Source organism: Azospirillum agricola (genome assembly GCF_017876095.1).
GTDB lineage: Bacteria > Pseudomonadota > Alphaproteobacteria > Azospirillales > Azospirillaceae > Azospirillum > Azospirillum agricola.
This window is the reverse complement of the sequence record NZ_JAGINM010000031.1, coordinates 46,307-64,411: the sequence shown is the minus strand read 5'-3', so window position 1 is coordinate 64,411 and position 18,105 is coordinate 46,307. Positions and strand designations below refer to the sequence as shown.

The 18,105-nt window shown below is 70.0% G+C and carries 11 protein-coding genes; 7 read left to right on the top strand and 4 right to left on the bottom strand.

Annotated elements, in window-relative coordinates:
• Window positions 1-812: 812 nt before the first annotated feature.
• Window positions 813-3,197: a PAS domain-containing hybrid sensor histidine kinase/response regulator gene (locus J2847_RS30405; RefSeq protein WP_325169517.1), complete on the bottom strand. Its 2,385-nt coding sequence runs from the start codon at window positions 3,195-3,197 to the stop codon at window positions 813-815.
• Between the two features lie 186 nt (window positions 3,198-3,383).
• Window positions 3,384-4,268 (bottom strand): LysR family transcriptional regulator, encoded by an 885-nt coding sequence (locus J2847_RS30400; RefSeq protein WP_209782476.1) that lies wholly within the window; start codon window positions 4,266-4,268, stop codon window positions 3,384-3,386.
• A gap of 74 nt (window positions 4,269-4,342) precedes the next feature.
• Here J2847_RS30400 and J2847_RS30395 point away from each other — a divergent pair, with 74 nt between their 5' ends.
• Together J2847_RS30395 and J2847_RS30390 are read left to right on the top strand one after the other, a co-directional pair.
• Entirely contained in the window at window positions 4,343-5,593 is a 1,251-nt protein-coding gene (locus tag J2847_RS30395) for an MFS transporter (RefSeq protein ID WP_211114888.1), read from the top strand.
• 5 nt (window positions 5,594-5,598) lie between these two features.
• Window positions 5,599-6,168, top strand: coding sequence for a GNAT family N-acetyltransferase (locus tag J2847_RS30390; protein WP_209782475.1), 570 nt, complete (start codon window positions 5,599-5,601; stop codon window positions 6,166-6,168).
• A gap of 135 nt (window positions 6,169-6,303) precedes the next feature.
• On the opposite strand, the gene J2847_RS30385 is transcribed toward J2847_RS30390, so the two are convergent.
• A complete protein-coding gene (locus J2847_RS30385; protein WP_209782474.1) occupies window positions 6,304-6,561 on the bottom strand; it encodes a hypothetical protein in 258 nt (85 codons plus the stop codon).
• A 169-nt stretch (window positions 6,562-6,730) separates the two neighbouring features.
• Here J2847_RS30385 and J2847_RS30380 point away from each other — a divergent pair, with 169 nt between their 5' ends.
• Window positions 6,731-7,633: a LysR family transcriptional regulator gene (locus J2847_RS30380; RefSeq protein ID WP_209782473.1), complete on the top strand. Its 903-nt coding sequence runs from the start codon at window positions 6,731-6,733 to the stop codon at window positions 7,631-7,633.
• 99 nt (window positions 7,634-7,732) lie between these two features.
• A complete protein-coding gene (locus J2847_RS30375) occupies window positions 7,733-12,562 on the top strand; it encodes an NAD-glutamate dehydrogenase (RefSeq protein WP_209782472.1) in 4,830 nt (1,609 codons plus the stop codon).
• A 637-nt stretch (window positions 12,563-13,199) separates the two neighbouring features.
• Here the strand turns inward: J2847_RS30375 and J2847_RS30370 are convergent.
• Complete coding sequence (locus J2847_RS30370) at window positions 13,200-13,991, bottom strand: MarR family transcriptional regulator (RefSeq protein ID WP_209782471.1); 792 nt, start codon at window positions 13,989-13,991, stop codon at window positions 13,200-13,202.
• A gap of 1,050 nt (window positions 13,992-15,041) precedes the next feature.
• Here J2847_RS30370 and J2847_RS30365 point away from each other — a divergent pair.
• The 3 genes from J2847_RS30365 (at window position 15,042) to J2847_RS30355 (ending at window position 17,965) form a co-directional block, all read left to right on the top strand.
• On the top strand, window positions 15,042-16,004 hold the full coding sequence (locus J2847_RS30365) for a replication initiator protein A (RefSeq protein ID WP_209782470.1): 963 nt from the start codon (window positions 15,042-15,044) through the stop codon (window positions 16,002-16,004).
• A 91-nt stretch (window positions 16,005-16,095) separates the two neighbouring features.
• A complete protein-coding gene (locus tag J2847_RS30360; RefSeq protein ID WP_085554691.1) occupies window positions 16,096-17,118 on the top strand; it encodes an AAA family ATPase in 1,023 nt (340 codons plus the stop codon).
• Entirely contained in the window at window positions 17,108-17,965 is an 858-nt protein-coding gene (locus J2847_RS30355; protein WP_209782469.1) for a ParB/RepB/Spo0J family partition protein, read from the top strand. The genes J2847_RS30360 and J2847_RS30355 overlap by 11 nt, the downstream gene beginning before the upstream one ends.
• The last annotated feature ends 140 nt before the right edge of the window (window positions 17,966-18,105 follow it).

The window sequence follows — 18,105 nt, the reverse complement described above, 5'->3', positions numbered from 1 at the left end:
ACGCCTGGAACGCGCTCATCGCCGAAACCGGCCGCATCAAATCCCTCTGCTTCCCGCCTTGGCTCCAGAAGGTCATTTCATAGGAGAGGCGGTATCACCGGGCTGCGTCACCGACCCGGCCAGCGCCGGCGCGCCGAACCCTCCCAGGGCTGACAATCCCAACAATCCCAGGCCGGCCGCCACGCCGGTCCGCACCACAGTCCGCATTCTCGTGCAAATGCCGTTCAGCATCGTTTCGCGCCCTTTCTCTTGGCAGAGCTTGTCCCCCGGATCCCGGCCTTCGCCTCGCCTTCGAAACCCCCGCGTTCGGGAAGGCCCACAAGCGGCGGCCGGTTCGGCGCCCGGAAGCGCCTGGAGGCGCATACGGGGCAAAAAGGGGTGCGCGAACAATGGGACTTTCGACAATAATACCCGACCCACAACCTCCCTGTTCTTGCTGCATGCGCGAGACGTCCATGACACCGCCATCGCCGTCATGTCGATCGGTCAAGAGATCGGATGGCGATCCGACATCGTGATCTTATACAAAAGGACAACACATTGTTCTTTTGTTTTCATACCTCTCCGAAAAATCAATACAAAACCAATCGACCAATATCACCCATTGGAACAATGCAGTCGATTCGATCAAAAGAATCAAGTAATTCCATGATTGTGCATTGCACAGTCGAAAAGATGGACTCATAGTACTTTCGTTGAGCCTCTTCTTTTCAAAACTCGACGGGAGGACCTTGGACAAGCGCACGCAACACCCTCGAAAAGGGTGTTCTCCGCCGAAACCACAATCGGAAGCCGAAGACCCGGAGTCGTCTTCACTCCGTGCTGAACAGCCGCCCCAGCGCGTGGCTCAATTGCCGGGGGGTCACCGGCTTGTGGATGACGCCGAGTCCGTGCGCGGCGGCATCGCGCTCGCAGTCGGGGCCGGTCTCCCCGGTCAGGATCACGCCGGGCACCGGCTCCCGGCCGGGATCCTCGAACAGCGCCCGGATGCGCGCCACCGCCTCGGTCCCGGTGCGCCCCTCGCGCAGGCGGTAGTCGGCGACGACGATGTCGGGCCGCCGGGGTTTGCGGGTCAGCGCCTCGACCGCGCTGTCGGCGGAGCCGGCGACCAGCACCTCGTAGCCCCATTCGCGGAAGATCGTCTCCAGCCCGAGCAGGACGATGGCGTCGTCGTCGACCAGCACGGCGAAGCGTCCCCGCCCGGCCACCGCGTCGTCCGCCGCGCCGCCCGAAGCCGATTCCGTCCGTCCGGCCGGCACCGCCAGGGTGAAGGCGGTGCCCTTTCCCGGCACCGACCGGACGCCGACCGGATGGTCGAGAAGCTGCGACAGCCGGCGCACGATGGCCAGCCCAAGCCCGAGGCCGCGGTTGCGGTCCCGCTCCGGGTTGCCGACCTGGTGGAACTCCTCCCAGATGCGCTCCAGATGTTCGGACGGGATGCCGATGCCGGTGTCGCGCACCTCAATCAGCAGCCGGTCGCCGGCCCGGCGGCATTCGATGTCGATGCGCCCGGTCTCGGTGTAGCGCAACGCGTTCTCCACCAGATTGCGCACCATGCGGACCAGCAGCGTGCGATCGCTGCGCGCGGTGCCCCGGCAGGCCTCGACCCGCAGATCCAGCCCGCGCGCCGCCGCCACCGGCCGGTAGGAGGCGGCGATGTGCTCGAACAGCGGTTGCAGCGGCACGTCCTCGATCGACGGTTCGACGATGCCGGCGTCGAGCCGAGACATGTCGAGCAGGCTGTCCAGCAGATCCTTCAACGCGTCGAGCCCGCGCGCCAGATGCATCAGGGCGCTTTCGCCCCGGCTGCCCTGGACGTGCGGCTTCAGCACGTCGACGAACAGCAGCAGGGCCTGGAGGGGCTGGCGCAGGTCGTGGCTGGCGGCGGCGAGGAACTTGCCCTTGGCGATGCTGGCCTGCTCCGCCGCCTCCTTGGCGCGCAGCAGGGCGTCCTGGGCGGCGCGGCGGCCGGTGATGTCGCGGAAATAGACCGACAGGCCGGCGGCGCTGGGATAGATGCTGGCCTCGATCCACTGATGGACGACCGGGGACAGCGCCTCCACCGTCACCATGTGGTTCTCGCGCACCGCCTGGCGATGCGCCTCGAAGGGTTCGCTGCCCACCACCTCGGGGAAGGCGTCCCATATGACGCGGCCCAGCAGGGTGTCGCGCTTGCGGCCCCAGATCTGCTCGGCCTTGCTGTTGATGTAGGTGAAGCGCCAGTCATGGTCGAGCGTGTAGAAGGCGTCGCTGATGCTCTCCAGGATCTCGACCGTGCGGGCGTGCTGGGCCGCGGCGGCCTCCTCCGCCCGCTTGCGGGCGGTGATGTTGCGGAAGAAGCAGCCGATGCCCTCGGGGGTGGGGTGATAGCGGATCTCCACCCACAATTCCCGCCCGCCCCCCTCGAACCGCTTCTCCAGCGCGGTCGAGACGCGCTCCTCCATCGCGCGGCGACAGATCACCTCGACCTCGGAGCCGACCATCTCGGGCCAGATCTCCCACAGGCGGCGGCCGAGCACGGCCGAGAGCGGCAGATGGTCGAGTTCCTCGGCCCGGCGGTTCTGGTAGGTGACGCGGTACTCGCGGTCGATGGACAGGAACGCCTCGTCGATGCTGTCGAGCACGTCGGTCGCCCGCTGCTGGACCTCCTGGATGGCGTTCTCCACCGACCGCTCGCGCGTGCGGTCGTAGAGGATGCTCAGGAAGCCGCCTCCCTTGCCGTCCAGCAGCGGCAGGATGGTGGCAGCTCCCCAGAAGGCGGCCCCGTCCTTGCGGTGGAACCAGCGCTCGTCGCGGCACTGCCCCTCGGCCCGCGCGGCGGCGCGCAGCGCGGCGGGGATCCCGGCCTCGGCGTCCTCGGGCGTGTGGAAGACGACGCTGTCCTTCCCCAGGATCTCGGCCTCGCTCCAACCCAGGATGCGGGTGGCACCGGGATTCCAGCTCGTCACCCGCCCATTGGCGTCGAGAGTCACGATGGCGTGCTCGGTGGCGCTGTCGAGGATGGCGCGCAGCCGCCCCTCGCTCTCGGCGTGGGCGGAACGGCTGCGCTCCAGATCGTCGAGGGCGGCGCGCAGGTCGTCGTTCAGGCCGGCGATGGTCCGCAGATCGTCGGCCTTGGCGCCGGAGGACTCGACGACCCTCCGCAAGGCAGCGTTCTCCGCCTCCAGAACGGCAAGACGGGCACGCAGCGCATCCACGCCATCCCCGCCGGCATCGGGCTGTCGGGTGGGCGTAACAGGCGGTTCGGTCATCGGCACTCGAAGCAGGCGGGGCGTTTCCAGGCGTGCAGAGTGCGCAAGCTCGGGAGGATCTGTAAACTCGCCCAAAGGCGATATCTCGTCGGATCATCTCGGAGCGCCGTGGGCAAGGGCGCCGCGCCCCCTTCACGCCATGGACGCGATCGCCTTCATGAGAGCGCGAACGCCGGGATCGGGCACCTTGTCGCGGCGCAGCGCCAACCCCAGCGTCCGGGTCAGCGGCGGCGACAGGGGACGGACGGCGAAGCGCTCGCGGTCGCCCTCCCCCGCCACGGTGACCGCCGGCAGGATCGAGCGGCCGAGCCCGGCGGCGACCAGATGCTTGGTCGCCTCGACGTTGCCGAGCTCCATCGCCGGGCGCGGCCGCGCCCCGCCGGCGACGAACCAGGCGTCGATCACCGCCCGCATGGTGCCGCCGCGCTCGTAGAGGATCAGCGGGCCGGCGGCGACCTCCGCCGGGGATATGGCAACGCCGTCCGAACCGCCGGCGCGCGCGTCCACGGCGACCATCTCCTCGACGCGGACCGGCTCGATCGACAGGCCGGGACGCACGGCGGGCAGAGTCACCAGAGCGAGATCGAGCGTTCCGGCCTCCACCGAATCCAGGATCTCGGGCGTGTTGCCGGTCACGACGATGATCTCCAGACCGGGATGGTCGGCGCGCAAGGCCGCCAGCAGCGGCGGCAGCCGGTAGATGCAGGCGGTCGCCCCGGTGCCGATGCGCACGCGGCCGACCGCGCCGGCCCGGTGGCTCATCATGCGGGCGGCCGCCGCGTCGGCCTCGTCGCGCAGGCGGCGGACGAAGGGCAGCAGGTCGCGGCCGGCGGCGGTCGGCAGCGCCCGCTTGCCGACCCGCTCGATCAGGCGGACGCCGAAGCGCTTCTCCAGGTTGCGGATCTGCATGCTGACCGCCGGCTGGGTCAGGCCGAGCCGGGCGGCCGCCTCGGTGAAGCCGGCATGCTCCACCACGGTCGCGAAGGTCAGGAGCTGGTCGAGGTTCAGGCCGCGCATACCCACAGTCTTCCTTATGATCTTCATCAGATCAATAAATTTGCCTTTCAACTCTCCCCCGACGAAGCTGGGGCATGACCAAGACGCCCGCGCACCCCCGCCCCTCCACGCCCCTCTGGCTGATCCTGCTCTGCGCCAGCCGTTTCGGATCCTCGCTGGCCTTCATGGTCTACGCCGGGGCGCTGATCCCGACGATGGGCGCCTGGGGCATGTCCGGTGGCGAGGCCGGCGGCATCCAGGCCGCCTTCAACATCGGCTACGCCCTGTCGCTGGTGCTCTCCTCCTGGTTCGCCGACAGCCTGGGCGCCAAGCGCGTCTTTTTGTGGTCGAGCTGGGCCACCGCGCTGACCGGGATGGCCTTCGCCTTCCTGGCGCGCGACGCCACCAGCGGGCTGGTCCTGTTCGCCCTGCTCGGCGCGACGCAGGGCGGCACCTACGCCCCCTCCATCATGCTGGTGGCCCAGGGGGTGCCGGCGGAACGGCGCGGGGCGGCGGTCGGCTGGCTGCTCGGCGCCGGGTCGCTCGGCTACTTCGCCTCCATCGCTCTGGCGGCGGGCCTGAGCGACCGCTTCGGCTACGAGGCCGCCTTCATCGCTTGCGGCCTGGGGCCGCTGCTGGCCCTGCTGACCGCCCTGCCCGGCCTGCGCGGACGCCCCAACCTCGTCGCCGGGAAACGGGCGGGCAGCCTGCGCGGCGCCTTCCGCTTCCTGTCCGACCGCCGCTCCTTCCTGCTGACCGCCGGCTACACCACCCATTGCTGGGAACTGCTGGGCATGTGGGCGTGGCTGCCGGCCTTCCTCACCGCCACCCTGTCCGGGCCGGGGGGCGCCGCGGGAGGGGCCGCAATGCAGGGGCTGTGGATCGCCGGGGCCATCCATCTGTCGGGCTTCCTGTCGTCGCTGACCATGGGGCGGGCGTCCGACCGGCTGGGCCGGCGGGCCGTGCTGCTGGCGATGGGGCTGCTGGGCGCCGCCTGCTCGCTCGCCATCGGGTGGATGGAGGCGCTGCCGGTCTGGTTGATCCTGCCGGTCGCCGCCCTCTACGGCTTTTCCGCGCTCGGCGATTCGCCCGTGCTGTCCACCGCGATGACCGAATCGGTCGAGCCGGGCAGCCTGGGGGCGGCGCTGGCGGTGCGCTCCATCCTCGGCTTCGGCGCCGGCGGCGTGGCGCCGCTGGCGGTCGGGCTGGTGCTCGACGGCGCCGGTGCCGGTTCGGGCTCCGCCTGGGGCTGGGGTTTCGCCCTTCTCGGCGTCGGCGGCGGGTTGGCGGCCGCCTGCGCCGCCCTGCTTCCCGCCGACCGTCCCGCACCGAGCCTTCGGAGTTGACCGCCGTGACCCGCGTCCCTTCCCTTTCACCCCTCCCCCACCCCATCCTCGTCCGTCCGTCGCGCGACGAGGACGTCCCGGCCATCGCCGCGCTCTACGCGCACCATGTGCGGACCGGCACCGCCTCCTTCGAGGAGGTTCCGCCCGACGCCGCCGAGATGGCGCGCCGGCGGGCCGACATCCTGGCGCGCGGCCTGCCCTATCTGGTGGCGGAGTGCGATGGCGCGCTCGCCGGCTACGCCTACGCCGGGCTGTACCGGACGCGCAGCGCCTACCGCTTCACCCTGGAGAACTCGGTCTATGTCGATGCCGGGATGGCGCGGCGCGGCGTCGGCCGGGCGCTGCTCATGCCGCTGATCGGGATCTGCGAGGCGGCCGGCTACCGGCGGATGATCGCGGTGATCGGCGGCAGCGACAACCAGGGCTCCATCGGGCTGCACGCGGCCTGCGGCTTCCGTCCCGCCGGACTTCTGCCGGGAGCCGGCTTCAAGTTCGGGCGCTGGATCGACAGCGTCCTGATGGAGCGGCCGCTGGGCGCCGGGAACGAGACCCCGCCGGAGGAGGTGCGGGGCTAGAGCCTGTTCGACACCTATTCTTTGGCCCTTCCCAAACCATCGTCATGCCCGAACCTGGTCCGGGCATCCATGACCGCACTCCTTGGAAGGCGGCGGAACATGGAATCAAGCTCGGCCATGACGAGAAGGAAAACTTCAATCATAGGCCAGCAGTTCGTCCGGATCGATCCGCTTCGATGTGAACGCGGGCTTGGCCGGCGGAGCGGCGGGCAGCACGTCCATCGGCGGGATGCGCACCTCGACCGGGGGTTCCGAGCCCGGCACCGGGCGGTGCAGGTCCAGCACGGCCAGCAGCGTCAGCAGGGCGAGCGCCAGCGCGACCACCAGCAGGCGGCGATCGACCTCTCCGGTTCCGCCCCGCTCCTCCCGCCCGTCCCGGTCCAGCAACGCCATGTCACGTCCTCCTTCGCTTCCCTGGCCGATCCGTCGCCCGGCTGGGTGAGATGCCGCTTTCAAACTTGATCGATGCGGCGAAAGGCCACAATCTGGCTTTCGCGCAGTCAGCCTTCGGCCATACCGAAGGCTGACGTCCCGCCAGACACCGCCGTCCGGATGCCCCGCCTTGCGCTTCGACCTGACCGACCTGCGGCTGTTCCTGCACGTCGCCGAAACCGGCAGCATCACCGCCGGGGCCGAGCGCAGCGCCATGGCGCTCGCCTCGGCCAGCGCGCGCATCCGCGGGATGGAGGAGGCGCTGGGCATCCCCCTGCTGGAGCGTGGCCGGCGCGGCGCCCGCCCGACCCCGGCCGGGCGCGCCGTCGTCCACCACGCCCGGCTGGTGCTGCACCAGCTGGAGCGCATGCGCGGCGAGCTGAACGAATACGCCAAGGGCCTGAAGGGCCATGTCCGGCTGCTGTCCAACACGGCGGCGATCAACGAGTTCCTGCCCGACGCGCTGGCCGGCTTCCTCGCCGCCAACCCCAACATCGACATCGACCTGGAGGAGCGCCCGAGCCACGCCATCGTCGAGGCGGTGGCCGCCGGGCTGGCCGACCTCGGGGTCGTCGCCGACATGGCCGACCTCGCCGGGCTGGAGAGCCGGCCCTTCCGCAGCGACCGGCTGGTGCTGGTGATGCCGCACGGCCACCGGCTGGCCGGCCGGACGGAGGTCGCCTTCGCCGAGGTGCTCGACGAGCCCTTCGTCGGACTCAGCTCCGGCAGCGCCTTGCAGGAGTATCTCAACAGCCTCGCCGCGCGGGTCGGACGCAGCCTGTCCTTCCGCGTGCGCGTGCGCGGGCCGGTCGCGCTGTGCCGGCTGGTCGAACGCGGCGTCGGCATCGGCATCGTGCCGGAGATGGCGGCGCTGCGGGCGCGGGAATCCTCCGCGCTCCAGGTGGTCCCGCTGTCCGATCCATGGGCGCCGCGCGTTCTGCTGCTGTGCGCGCGGCGCTTCGACGGGTTGTCGGCCCATGCCCGGCGATTGGTCGAAGATCTTACGGCGGAAGCGCCTTTTCCCACTACATAATCCGGATTAGTCAGATATACTGCCGTTAATTTGTCGTCGAATTGTCAGTGTTACGGTGGTACTACCAGACAAAACATTGTCTGGGAGAAAAGCACCATCATGCGTACGGCGACGAAGGATCTGGCGGGCGACATGCGCAAGCAACTGGCCGAGCTTGTGCGCAGCCGGGTACCGAACGCACGGGCGGAACGCTTCGTGCAGCGCTTCTACGGCAACGTGCCGCCGGACGATTTCCTGCGCTCGACTCCGGAGCAGCTCTATGGGGCGGCGCTGGCGATGTGGCAGTGGGGGCAGCAACGGCAGCCCGGCGTCGCCCGCGTGCGCGTCTACTCGCCGCGCCTCGACGAGCATGGCTGGCAGTCCGACCGCTCGGTGGTGGAGATCGTCAACGACGACATGCCCTTCCTCGTCGATTCGGTGACGGCGGAGCTGAACCGCCAGGGCGTCACCGTGCATCTGGTGATCCACCCGGTGGTCCGCGTCGTCCGCGACGCGGGCGGCCGGCTGGAGGAGCTGCTGGAACCGGGCGATGACCGTGCCTCCGAAAAGGAGGGGGACGCCCGCGACGAATCCTTCATGCACTGCTCGATCGATCCGCAATCCGACCCGGCGGCGCTGGCACGCCTGCGCGACGGGCTGGAGCGCGTGCTGGCCGACGTGCGCGCCGCCGTCGAGGATTGGGAGCCGATGCGCGAGCGCGTCCGCGCCGCCCGCGACGACAGCGCCCGCGCGCCCGACCCGGCCGACGCGGCGGAGACCGCCGATTTCCTGACCTGGGTCGATGCCGGCAACGTCACGCTGCTGGGCAGCCGCCATTACGACGCGGCGCCCGGCCGCAGCCCGGACGAGCCGTGGCTGGAGCTGGTCGAGGGCAGCGGACTCGGCGTGCTGCGCGATCCCGAGGTGACGGTGTTCGACGAGCACGGCCACGCCGCCGTGCTGCCGGCGGAGATCCGCGCCTTCCTGCACCAGCCGCGCCCGCTGCTGGTGACCAAGGGCACCCGGCTGGCCACCGTCCACCGCGCCGTGCCGCTCGACGCCATCCTGGTCAAGCGCTTCGACGCCGACGGCAAGGTGGTCGGCGCCCTGCTGACGGTCGGGCTGTTCACCTCCGTCGCCTACAACCGCAGCCCGCGCGAGATCCCCTTCCTGCGCCGCAAGGTCGCCGACGTGATGGCGATGGCCGGCTTCGACCCGCAGGGGCATGACGGCAAGGCGCTGCTGAACATCCTGGAGACCCACCCGCGCGACGAGCTGTTCCAGACCCCGGTCCCGGAGCTGTTCGAGACCGCGCTCGGCATCCTGCACCTTCAGGAGCGCCAGCGGCTGGCCCTGTTCGTCCGCCGGGATCCGTTCGAGCGCTTCGTCTCCTGCCTCGTCTTCGTGCCGCGCGACCGCTACGACACCAACCTGCGCCGCAAGATCCAGGCGCTTCTGGAGGCGGCCTACAAGGGGACCTGCGCCGCCACCCACACCCAGCTCTCCGACAGCACGCTGGCCCGCCTGCACCTGATCATCCGCACCGAGCCCGGCGCCATCCCGGTGGTGGACGTGCCGGAGCTGGAGATGCGGCTGGTCCAGACGGCGCGGAGCTGGGGCGACCTGCTGCGCGACGCGCTGGTCGACGCCCATGGCGAGGAGGCCGGCAACGCCCTGCTGCGCCGCTACGCCGACGCCTTCCCGGCCGGCTACCGCGAGGACTTCACCGCCGAGGTCGCCGTCCACGACATCGGCCGCATCGAGCAGGCGGTGGCGCAGAAGCGCCTGGGCATCACCCTGTTCCGCCCGCTGGAGGCGGAGGAGCACGAGCTTCACGTCAAGATCTACCACCAGGGCAGCCCGGTGCCGCTGTCCGACGTGCTGCCGATGCTGGAGCACATGGACCTGAAGGTCATCACCGAACAGCCCTACGACGTCACCTCCGCCGGCGGCGAGCCGCCGGTGTGGATCCACGACTTCTCGGCGCGCAGCCAGACCGGCACCCCGGTCGATTGCGTCCAGGTCAAGGAGACCTTCCAGCAGGCCTTCGCCGCGGTGTGGGACGGGCGGATGGAGGATGACGGGCTCAACCGGCTGATCCTGCGCGCCGGGCTGACGGGACGCGAGGTGGTGGTGCTGCGCGCCTACGCCAAGTTCCTCAAGCAGGCCCGCTTCGCCTACGCCCAGGACACGGTGGAGGCGACGCTCGCCGCCCACCCGCAGACCGCCCGCCTGATCGCCCGGCTGTTCAAGGCCCGCTTCGATCCGAAGGACCGGTCGGACGAGGCGCCGATCCTCCAGGCCATCGACCAGGCGCTCGACGCCGTGACCAACCTCGACGACGACCGCATCCTGCGCCGCTTCGTCACGCTGGTCCGCGCCACGCTCCGCACCAACGCCTACCAGAGTGCCGCCGACGGCGAGCCCAAGCCCTACCTGTCCCTCAAGTTCGACAGCGGCGCCATCGACGAGCTGCCCCTGCCCCGCCCCTGGGTCGAGATCTTCGTCTATTCCCCGCGCATGGAGGGCGTCCATCTGCGCGGCGGCAAGGTCGCCCGCGGCGGCATCCGCTGGTCCGACCGGCGCGAGGATTTCCGCACCGAGATCCTCGGCCTGATGAAGGCCCAGATGGTGAAGAACTCGGTCATCGTGCCTGTGGGATCCAAGGGCGGTTTCGTCGTCAAGCGGCCCCCGCCTCCGGGCGCCAGCCGCGAGGCGGTCCAGGCCGAGGGCATCGAGTGCTACAAGCTGCTGATGCGCGGCCTGCTCGACGTCACCGACAATCTGGCCGCCGACGGTGCGGTGGTCCCGCCAAAGGACGTGGTGCGTCACGACACCGACGATCCCTATCTCGTCGTGGCCGCCGACAAGGGCACCGCGACCTTCTCCGACATCGCCAACGGGGTGTCGGTCGACCACGGCTTCTGGCTCGGCGACGCCTTCGCGTCGGGCGGCTCGGCCGGCTACGACCACAAGGCGATGGGCATCACCGCGCGCGGCGCCTGGGAATCGGTCAAGCGGCATTTCCGCGAGATGGGCACCGACATCCAGACCACCGACTTCACCGTCGTCGGCGTCGGCGACATGTCGGGCGACGTCTTCGGCAACGGGATGCTGCTGTCGAAGCACATCCGCCTGCTCGCCGCCTTCGACCACCGCCACATCATCCTCGACCCCGATCCCGACGCGGCGGCGAGCTGGGAGGAGCGCAACCGGCTGTTCGCCCTGCCCCGCTCGTCCTGGGCCGACTACGACCGCTCCAAGCTGTCCAAGGGCGCGATGATCGTCGAGCGTTCGGTGAAGACCGTGGAGCTGACGCCCGAGGTGCGCGCCCGCTTCGCCATCGAGCAGAGCCACATCGCCCCGGTCGAGCTGATGCGCCGGCTGCTGACGGCCCAGGTCGACCTGCTGTGGTTCGGCGGCATCGGCACCTACATCAAATCGTCCGACGAGAGCCACGCCGAGGCCGGCGACAAGGCCAACGACGCGCTGCGCGTCGACGGCCGCGACCTGCGGGCGCTGGTCGTCGGCGAGGGCGCCAACCTCGGCGTCACCCAGCGCGGCCGCATCGAGGCGGCCCAGAAGGGCGTCCGGCTGAACACCGACGCCATCGACAATTCGGCCGGCGTCGACACCTCCGACCATGAGGTGAACATCAAGGTTCTGCTCGGCGACGTCGTCGGGCGCGGCGATCTGACCACCAAGCAGCGCGACCAGTTGATGGCGGCGATGACCGACGAGGTGGCGGCGCTGGTGCTGGCCGACAATTACCGGCAGACCAGCGCGCTGACCGTGGCCCAGGCGCAGGGTGCCGCGGCGCTGGAGGCGCAGGCGCGCTTCATCCGGTCGCTGGAGAAGGCCGGGCGCCTGAACCGCGCCATCGAGTATCTGCCGAGCGAGGAGGAGCTTTCGGAACGGATGGCGGAGCGCCGCGGCCTGACGCGGCCGGAGCTGGCGGTGCTGCTGGCCTACGCCAAGATCACGCTGTACGACGACCTGCTGGCGTCCGACCTGCCGGACGACCCGGCGATGGCCGAGGATCTGCTGCGCTACTTCCCCAAGCCCCTGCGCGAGGGCCAGGGCGAGGCGATCGCCCGGCACCGTCTGCGGCGCGAGATCGTGGCGACCCAGGTCACCAACAGCCTGGTCAACCGGGTCGGCCCGACCTTCGTCAAGGAGACGATGGAGAAGACCGGCCTCGGCCCCGCCGACGTCGCCCGCGCCTACGCCATCGTCCGCGACGTCTTCGCCCTGCGCCCGCTGTGGGACGCCATCGACGCGCTCGACAACCGGGTTCCCGCCGCCCTCCAGACGGCGCTGGTGCTCGACACGGTGCGGCTGATGGAGCGCACGGTCGCCTGGTTCCTCGCCCACGCCGCCCACCCGCTCGACATGGCGGCCGAGACCGCCGCCTTCCGTCCGGGGGTGGAGGCGCTGACCGCCAGCCTCGACCGCGTGCTCGACGCCGAGGAGGCCGGCCGGCTCGCCGCCCGCGTGACCGAGGCCACCGGCCAGGGCGTGCCGGAGGATCTGGCCCGCCGGATCGCCGCCCTGCCGGTACTGGCCGCCGCCCCGGATCTGGTCCGCATCGCCGAACGGGCCGGACGAGACGTCAGCGCCGTCGCCTCGGTCTATTTCGGGCTGGGCCGGCGTTTCGGACTGGAATGGCTGCGCGACCGCGCCAGCGGCTCCAAGTTCGACAACCATTGGCAGCGTCAGGCGATCGCCGCCATCGTCGACGACCTCTTCGCCCACCAGAGCGCGCTGACCGTCCGCGTCCTGGAAAGCGAGGCCGGCGAGGAGGCCGCCGTCGAATCCTGGATCGCCCGCCGCCGCCCGGTGGTCGAGCGGGTCGAGCAGCTCCTGGCCGAGCTGCGCGCCCAGCCCGCCATCGATCTGGCCATGCTGGCTGTCGCCAACCGGCAATTGCGCGGCCTCATCGCCGGCTGATCGCGCATCGCCGGCTTTCACGGTTCGGACCTTTCCCCGGCTCGTCCCGGGGGACGGTTTGAAGCGCCGGTGCCCTTCCGGCACGTCCGGGCTCCGGTTGCAGCTCTCCTGACTTGGGCGGATTCGGGCGACCGGATCCGCCCTATTTCTGTCCGGCGCGGGCAGCGCCAAGGCGGTCTGCCGGCGGGCGCGCTCCTCCTCCCGCTCCCGCGAGCGGCGGCGCTGCTCCTCGGTGCGCAGCCGCAGAGCCTGCTCCTGCCGCAGGCGCGCGGACAGGCGGCGCAGATCCCCCACCCGGCGGGACGCGGCCGGCATCGGCGCCGCGTCGAGCGCCGCGCGGAAATCGCCCAGCGTCGGAAAGCGGCTCCAGCCGCTGCGGAATCCGGCCCAGACGGCGCGGAAGGCCGCCACCCAGCGCTCCGCCGGCCATTCCGCCATCGCCACCACGTCGGCCTCCAGAAGGTCGGCGTCCGGCAGTTCCAGGGCGAAGCGTTCGGCCAGCTTCTCCAACCCGGTCAGCACATTGTCCAACCCGATGCAAGGCGCCAGCCCGTCGATGGCGGCGTCCACCCGGTCGGCCAGGGCGGCGATCTCCGCCACCGCACGATCCTGGAGTTCGAACCGCAGATCGGCGACCTCAAGCCGGGCCAGCGAGACGAGCGCGCAGGGCAGCGAGGGTGTCGCGATTGCGGGCAGCCAGCCCGGCTCCGTTCCGCTCGGCTCCCCGATGGAGATGGGCGGGGCCGGTGACGGGGGGCAGGGCGGCGGAGGCATCGGCGGGGCGGTGGAAACGGCGTTCATGACGGGCATCCCGGCGGGGCGAGGAGGGCGGTGTGGCGGGGGCGACCAGTTCGCGGGCGATCCAGCGGCGCCACGCGGCGCTGGGGTCGGCCGGGAGGTAGCCGTTGCGGCCATGGGCCTTGCGGCACCACGCCACGAACTTGGCGGTCACGCCGGCGGGGTCGACGTCCGGACGTTCGACCCCGGCCCAGGCGATGTCCTCGGCGGTCGGGGCCCAATCGGTCGGCAAGGCTTCGTCCGACATTCCCGCTCCCCTCCCGTGGAAGGAGGAGGATTCAGGATTCCCAGTTCCTTTAGGGGAGTCAGCGGGAAGACCGCCGCTGTCAGCCGGCTGACAGGACGTGCCGGAGATTCCATCGGCGGCGCCGGTCAGCTCGTAGAGGAATCCCCGGTAGCCACGGCGGCTGCGCGCCGCGACCAGGGCCACCGGCGGCTCCTGGAGCGTCTTCAGGATCGCGTTGATCCAGGCACGGCTCTGCCGCAGCTCCTCGGCGAGTTCGCCCTGGGTGGCCGTGCAGATTCCATCCCCGCCGGCGTGCGCGTAGAGCGCCGACAGGACAGCGATATCGGCGGCCTGGACACCGGGCACGGTCGTCCAGCGCCGGTACATCTCGATGTACGGCTTCATGACAAGCCCTTTGTCGTTCCAATCCGAAGAGACGGAGACAAAGGGATGGCGTCGACGGACTCTCGCGAATCCGCTTGGCTTTCCGCACCTGCCCTGACATCATGGAGTCGCCAAACAGCCAGATGTGGGGTGGTCGGGTGTCCCTCGGTCTCCTCCGTCCGACACGAAGGGCCCGGAGCAATCCGGGCCTTTTGTGTTTTCGGAGCGTGCGTTGCTCCACTAGCTCATCGTCGTCTCCGTTGCGGCGCCGCGGGCCTGGGCCGGGGCGCGAAAAATCCCGAAAAAGGGCGTTGTCCGCCCCTTGTGGGAAATGTGTACGTGGCGTTGCGATCCTGTCCACGGTCTTAACGAAAAGCGTCCCGTCCCGGATCCGCCGGCGTCCGGCGTCGGCGATTCCAGGGGAATCAACGCTTTGATCGGGATTCATCGGCAAGGCCGGATCGCGAACGTCGCCGTTCCGCCGAAAGATCCGGCCGCTGGTGTCGCCGTTCCGCCGAAAGATTCTTTGAGCGCCGGAGCCGGCTTTCGCCGTTCGGGGGAGGCAAACGTCGCCGTTCTGCCGAATGATGGCGGCCGAATCCGGGCGGCGGGTGAGTCGGGCTGCCGGAATCGCCCGAGAATCGGGGCGGCCGGCCGCGCGGGGAACGTCGCCGTTCTGCCAGTGCCGAAGGGTTTTGCGTCGGCTTTGCTGGTCTCTAGAGACGTTTCTGCAATAAAAACCTATGTTTGTCAGTGACTTACCAATGAGTGCCGGGATTGGGCGGATCGTTGGACGGCAGAACGGAGACGCTTCCGGTGCGGTCCGAACGGGCATGCCGGCCGGCCGGTGCCCGGCCGTCGCGGACGCGGTCGTCCAAAAACTGGCAGAACGGCGACGTTGCTTGCGGGGGATCGGAATGGGGAGCCGGTCCGGCCCCGGGAATCTTTCGGCAGAACGGCGACGTTTGGGCTTCGGCAGTGGAACAGGGCGGCAGGCTGTCCGATTATGATCTGAACCATGGGCACAGGCGGGCACCCGTCGCCGCGCCCGTGGCCGAGCGGAGAGACGGCATGACCCAGACCACCAACCACGCGGCCACCCACGCGGAACTTCTCGACCGGCCGCTGCAATTGGCGTTGCGGCTGGACTCGCCCTTGACCGGCGACGTGCAGAACGACCGCCACATGATGGTCTACAGCCTGTTCGGCCTGTCCAAGGACAAGGTGGAGGCGTTGCCGACCTACGACGACGGCAAGGTGCGCATCGAGGTGCGGGCGCCCAAGAATGTCGGCGTCGCGACGATCTGGGACAAGGCGGTGCTGCTCTACGCCATCTCGCTGCTGCGCGAGAAGATGGAACAGGGCAAGGCGGCGGCCAAGGCGGGCGAACTGCACTTCACCACCAGCGACCTCCAGCGCATCGTCGGCAAGACCGCCGGCGGCAGCGCCTACGACAAGATCGAGGGTGCGCTGGAGCGGCTTCAGGGCACCCAGATCAAGACCAACCTGGAGACCGGCGGCGAGGGCGAGACGGGCGCCTTCTCGTGGATTTCCGATTACAAGCTGCTGTACCAGCGCAAGAAGGACGGCGAGCGCGCGGTGCGCGGCCTGAAGCTGACGCTGTCCGGCTGGGTGGCGCGGGCGGCGCTGGGCCACAATCTGCTGAGCTACGACGACGAGTATTTCGGCCTGAAGCCGGTGGAGAAGCGGCTCTACGAGATCGCGCGGGCGCATCTTGCGCGCGGCAACGCCTTCTGGATGGCGCTGGAGCCGCTGCGCAAGCGGGTCGGCTCGGACAACGACCTGCGCAAGTTCAAGAACGCGCTGAATCCGGTTCTGGAAGCCGGCCGCATCCCCGGCTACGGCGTCCGCATCGTCGAGGCGGCCGAGTACAAGGAGGTGATGAAGGCGCGGGGGGCCGTGCTCGGCCGCGTGCTGAACGCCGATCTGCCGGTGCTGTTCTGGCGCAAGGACCATGGCCCGGCGCCCTCCTGGATCGACGCGCCGAAGGTCGAGTATGACGAGACCGTGTGACGAACGGAAACGCCGCCGGTAGACACCCGTTGCCGCAGTGGCGACGACTTGCTAGTGTCCGACCGACTTGAGCGGTGCGGCGGAGGTTTCGGTGACGGGCGAGGAATTGAAGGCGTTGCGGGAACGGCGCGGCCTGACCCAGACGCAGATGGCGGCGTTCGTCAATGAGCTGACCGGCCGCAAATACGACAAGCAGCGCCTGAGCAAGTGGGAAACCGGCAAGGAGGCCATGCCCCGCGACGTGCTCGGCCGCCTGCTGCTGCTGGCGCTGGAGCGTCCGGCGACCGAGGCGCCGCGCGCCGGCACGATCATCGCCATCGGTTTGCAGAAGGGCGGCACGGCGAAGACCGCGACCTCGATCAACCTCGCCTTCCTGCTGGCGCGGGCCGGCAACCGGGTGCTGCTGGTCGACGCCGACCCGCAGGGCAATGCCACCGTCCATGTCGGCGTGCCGCAGGCCGACGTGGTGGCGCTGACCGAGGCCGGGCGGGTGCTGTACCACGCGCTGATGGGCAAGGCGCCGCTCTCCGCGGTCATCCGCCCGACCGGCGTCGCCGGTCTGGACGTGGTGCCGTCGAGCATCGCCCTGGCCAGCGCCGACACCGAGCTTCCCGGCAACCTGACCAACGCGCAGACCGCGCTGGCCGAGCTGCTGGACGGGGTGCGCGCCGACTACGACGTGATCGTCATCGACTGCGCCCCCAACCTCGGTGCCGTCACCATCAACGCGCTGACCGCCGCCGATTACGTGCTGGTGCCCTGCCAGGCCGAGCCGCACGCCATCCTCGGCGTCAGCGCCTTCCTCGACACGGTGGCCAAGATCCAGCGGCGCCTGAACCCGCGCCTGGAGATCCTCGGCATCCTGCCGACCATGGTCAACCCGCGCCAGACCCAGGACAAATCCTCGCTGGAGGACATCAACCGGCTGTGGGGGGCCGAGCGACGGGTGTTCCCGCCGGTGCCGCGCGCCACCATCTACGCCCAGGCGGCGGGGGCCAACGTCATCACGCTCGACGCCGACATCGGCGCCCCCGGCGTGGAGAGCTACGCCGCCATCGCCACCGCCCTGCTGACCGCCACCGGACGCCTGCGGGAGACCGTCGATGCCGCCTAAGAAGCTGACCCGCCAGACCGTCGCGACGGTGCTCCAGGCCAAGGACACCGGCTCCGCCCCCGAAACCGACCGCCTGTTCGGGTTGAGCGGCGTGCTGCCCCGGCTGGTCGAGGCCGATCTGGCGGCGATCGACGACAACCCGGATCAGCCGCGCACGGTGTTCGACGACGAGTCCCTGCGCTCGCTCGCCGATTCCATCGCGCGGCACGGCCTGCAACAGCCGGTGCTGGTCCAGGAGGGTGCGGAGAAGGGACGCTACCGGCTGATCGCCGGCGAGCGTCGGTTGCGGGCGCACCGTCTGCTCGGCCGCCCGACCATCGCGGCGATCATCACCAAGGGCCGACCCGAGGAGATCGCGCTGATCGAGAACGTCCAGCGTGTCGATCTCGACGCCATCGATCTGGCGCGCGGCCTGACCCAACTGATCGAGGCCCATGGCTACACCCAGGCCGAGGTCGCCGGTGCCGTCGGCTGTTCGGAAGCCGAGGTGTCGAAGCGCCTGAAGGTGCTCACCCTGCCCGAGGACATTCTGGCCGATTACCGGACGAACCCGGACGCGGTGTCGCGCTCCGCCCTGGTCGAGCTGGCCTTCGTCGAGGATCCCGCGCAGATCCGGGCGCTCTGGCAATCGGCCCGCACCGGCGGGCTGACGGTCAGCGCCGTGCGCGCGGCACGCCCCTCGGCGAGCCGCGCGGCGGCGGAGCCGCTGCAAGTGCTGGGCAAGGCGATCAATCGCATCGACAAGGATCTGGCGGCCATCGGCAGCGTCGGCGACGCGCTCCAGAAGGAGCATCGCGACCGGCTGCGGGCCCTGCGGGACCGGATCGACGGCCTTCTGGAAGGGTGACCGCCGCTTTCGAAGTCGAAAGCGCGCGAGGGTTGTTTTGGTGTTTTTCTTAAACAAGAAGTTGTGTTTCGATCTCGAAAGCCGGTCTCGGGTGGGCGGGTGAGGTGACCGCGCCGGCCGTTCGTGCTACATCAGGATGG

What these genes read in the sequence shown, in the direction of transcription:
- J2847_RS30400 (WP_209782476.1), bottom strand. Translation starts at nt 4,268, where the DNA reads ATGCGCGGCCTGAACCTCGACCAGCTCCTGACCTTCGCGACCGTGGTG.
- J2847_RS30395 (WP_211114888.1), top strand. Translation starts at nt 4,343, where the DNA reads ATGACCAAGACGCCCGCGCACCCCCGCCCCTCCACGCCCCTCTGGCTG.
- J2847_RS30385 (WP_209782474.1), bottom strand. Translation starts at nt 6,561, where the DNA reads ATGGCGTTGCTGGACCGGGACGGGCGGGAGGAGCGGGGCGGAACCGGA.
- J2847_RS30375 (WP_209782472.1), top strand. Translation starts at nt 7,733, where the DNA reads ATGCGTACGGCGACGAAGGATCTGGCGGGCGACATGCGCAAGCAACTG.
- J2847_RS30370 (WP_209782471.1), bottom strand. Translation starts at nt 13,991, where the DNA reads ATGAAGCCGTACATCGAGATGTACCGGCGCTGGACGACCGTGCCCGGT.
- J2847_RS30365 (WP_209782470.1), top strand. Translation starts at nt 15,042, where the DNA reads ATGACCCAGACCACCAACCACGCGGCCACCCACGCGGAACTTCTCGAC.
- J2847_RS30355 (WP_209782469.1), top strand. Translation starts at nt 17,108, where the DNA reads ATGCCGCCTAAGAAGCTGACCCGCCAGACCGTCGCGACGGTGCTCCAG.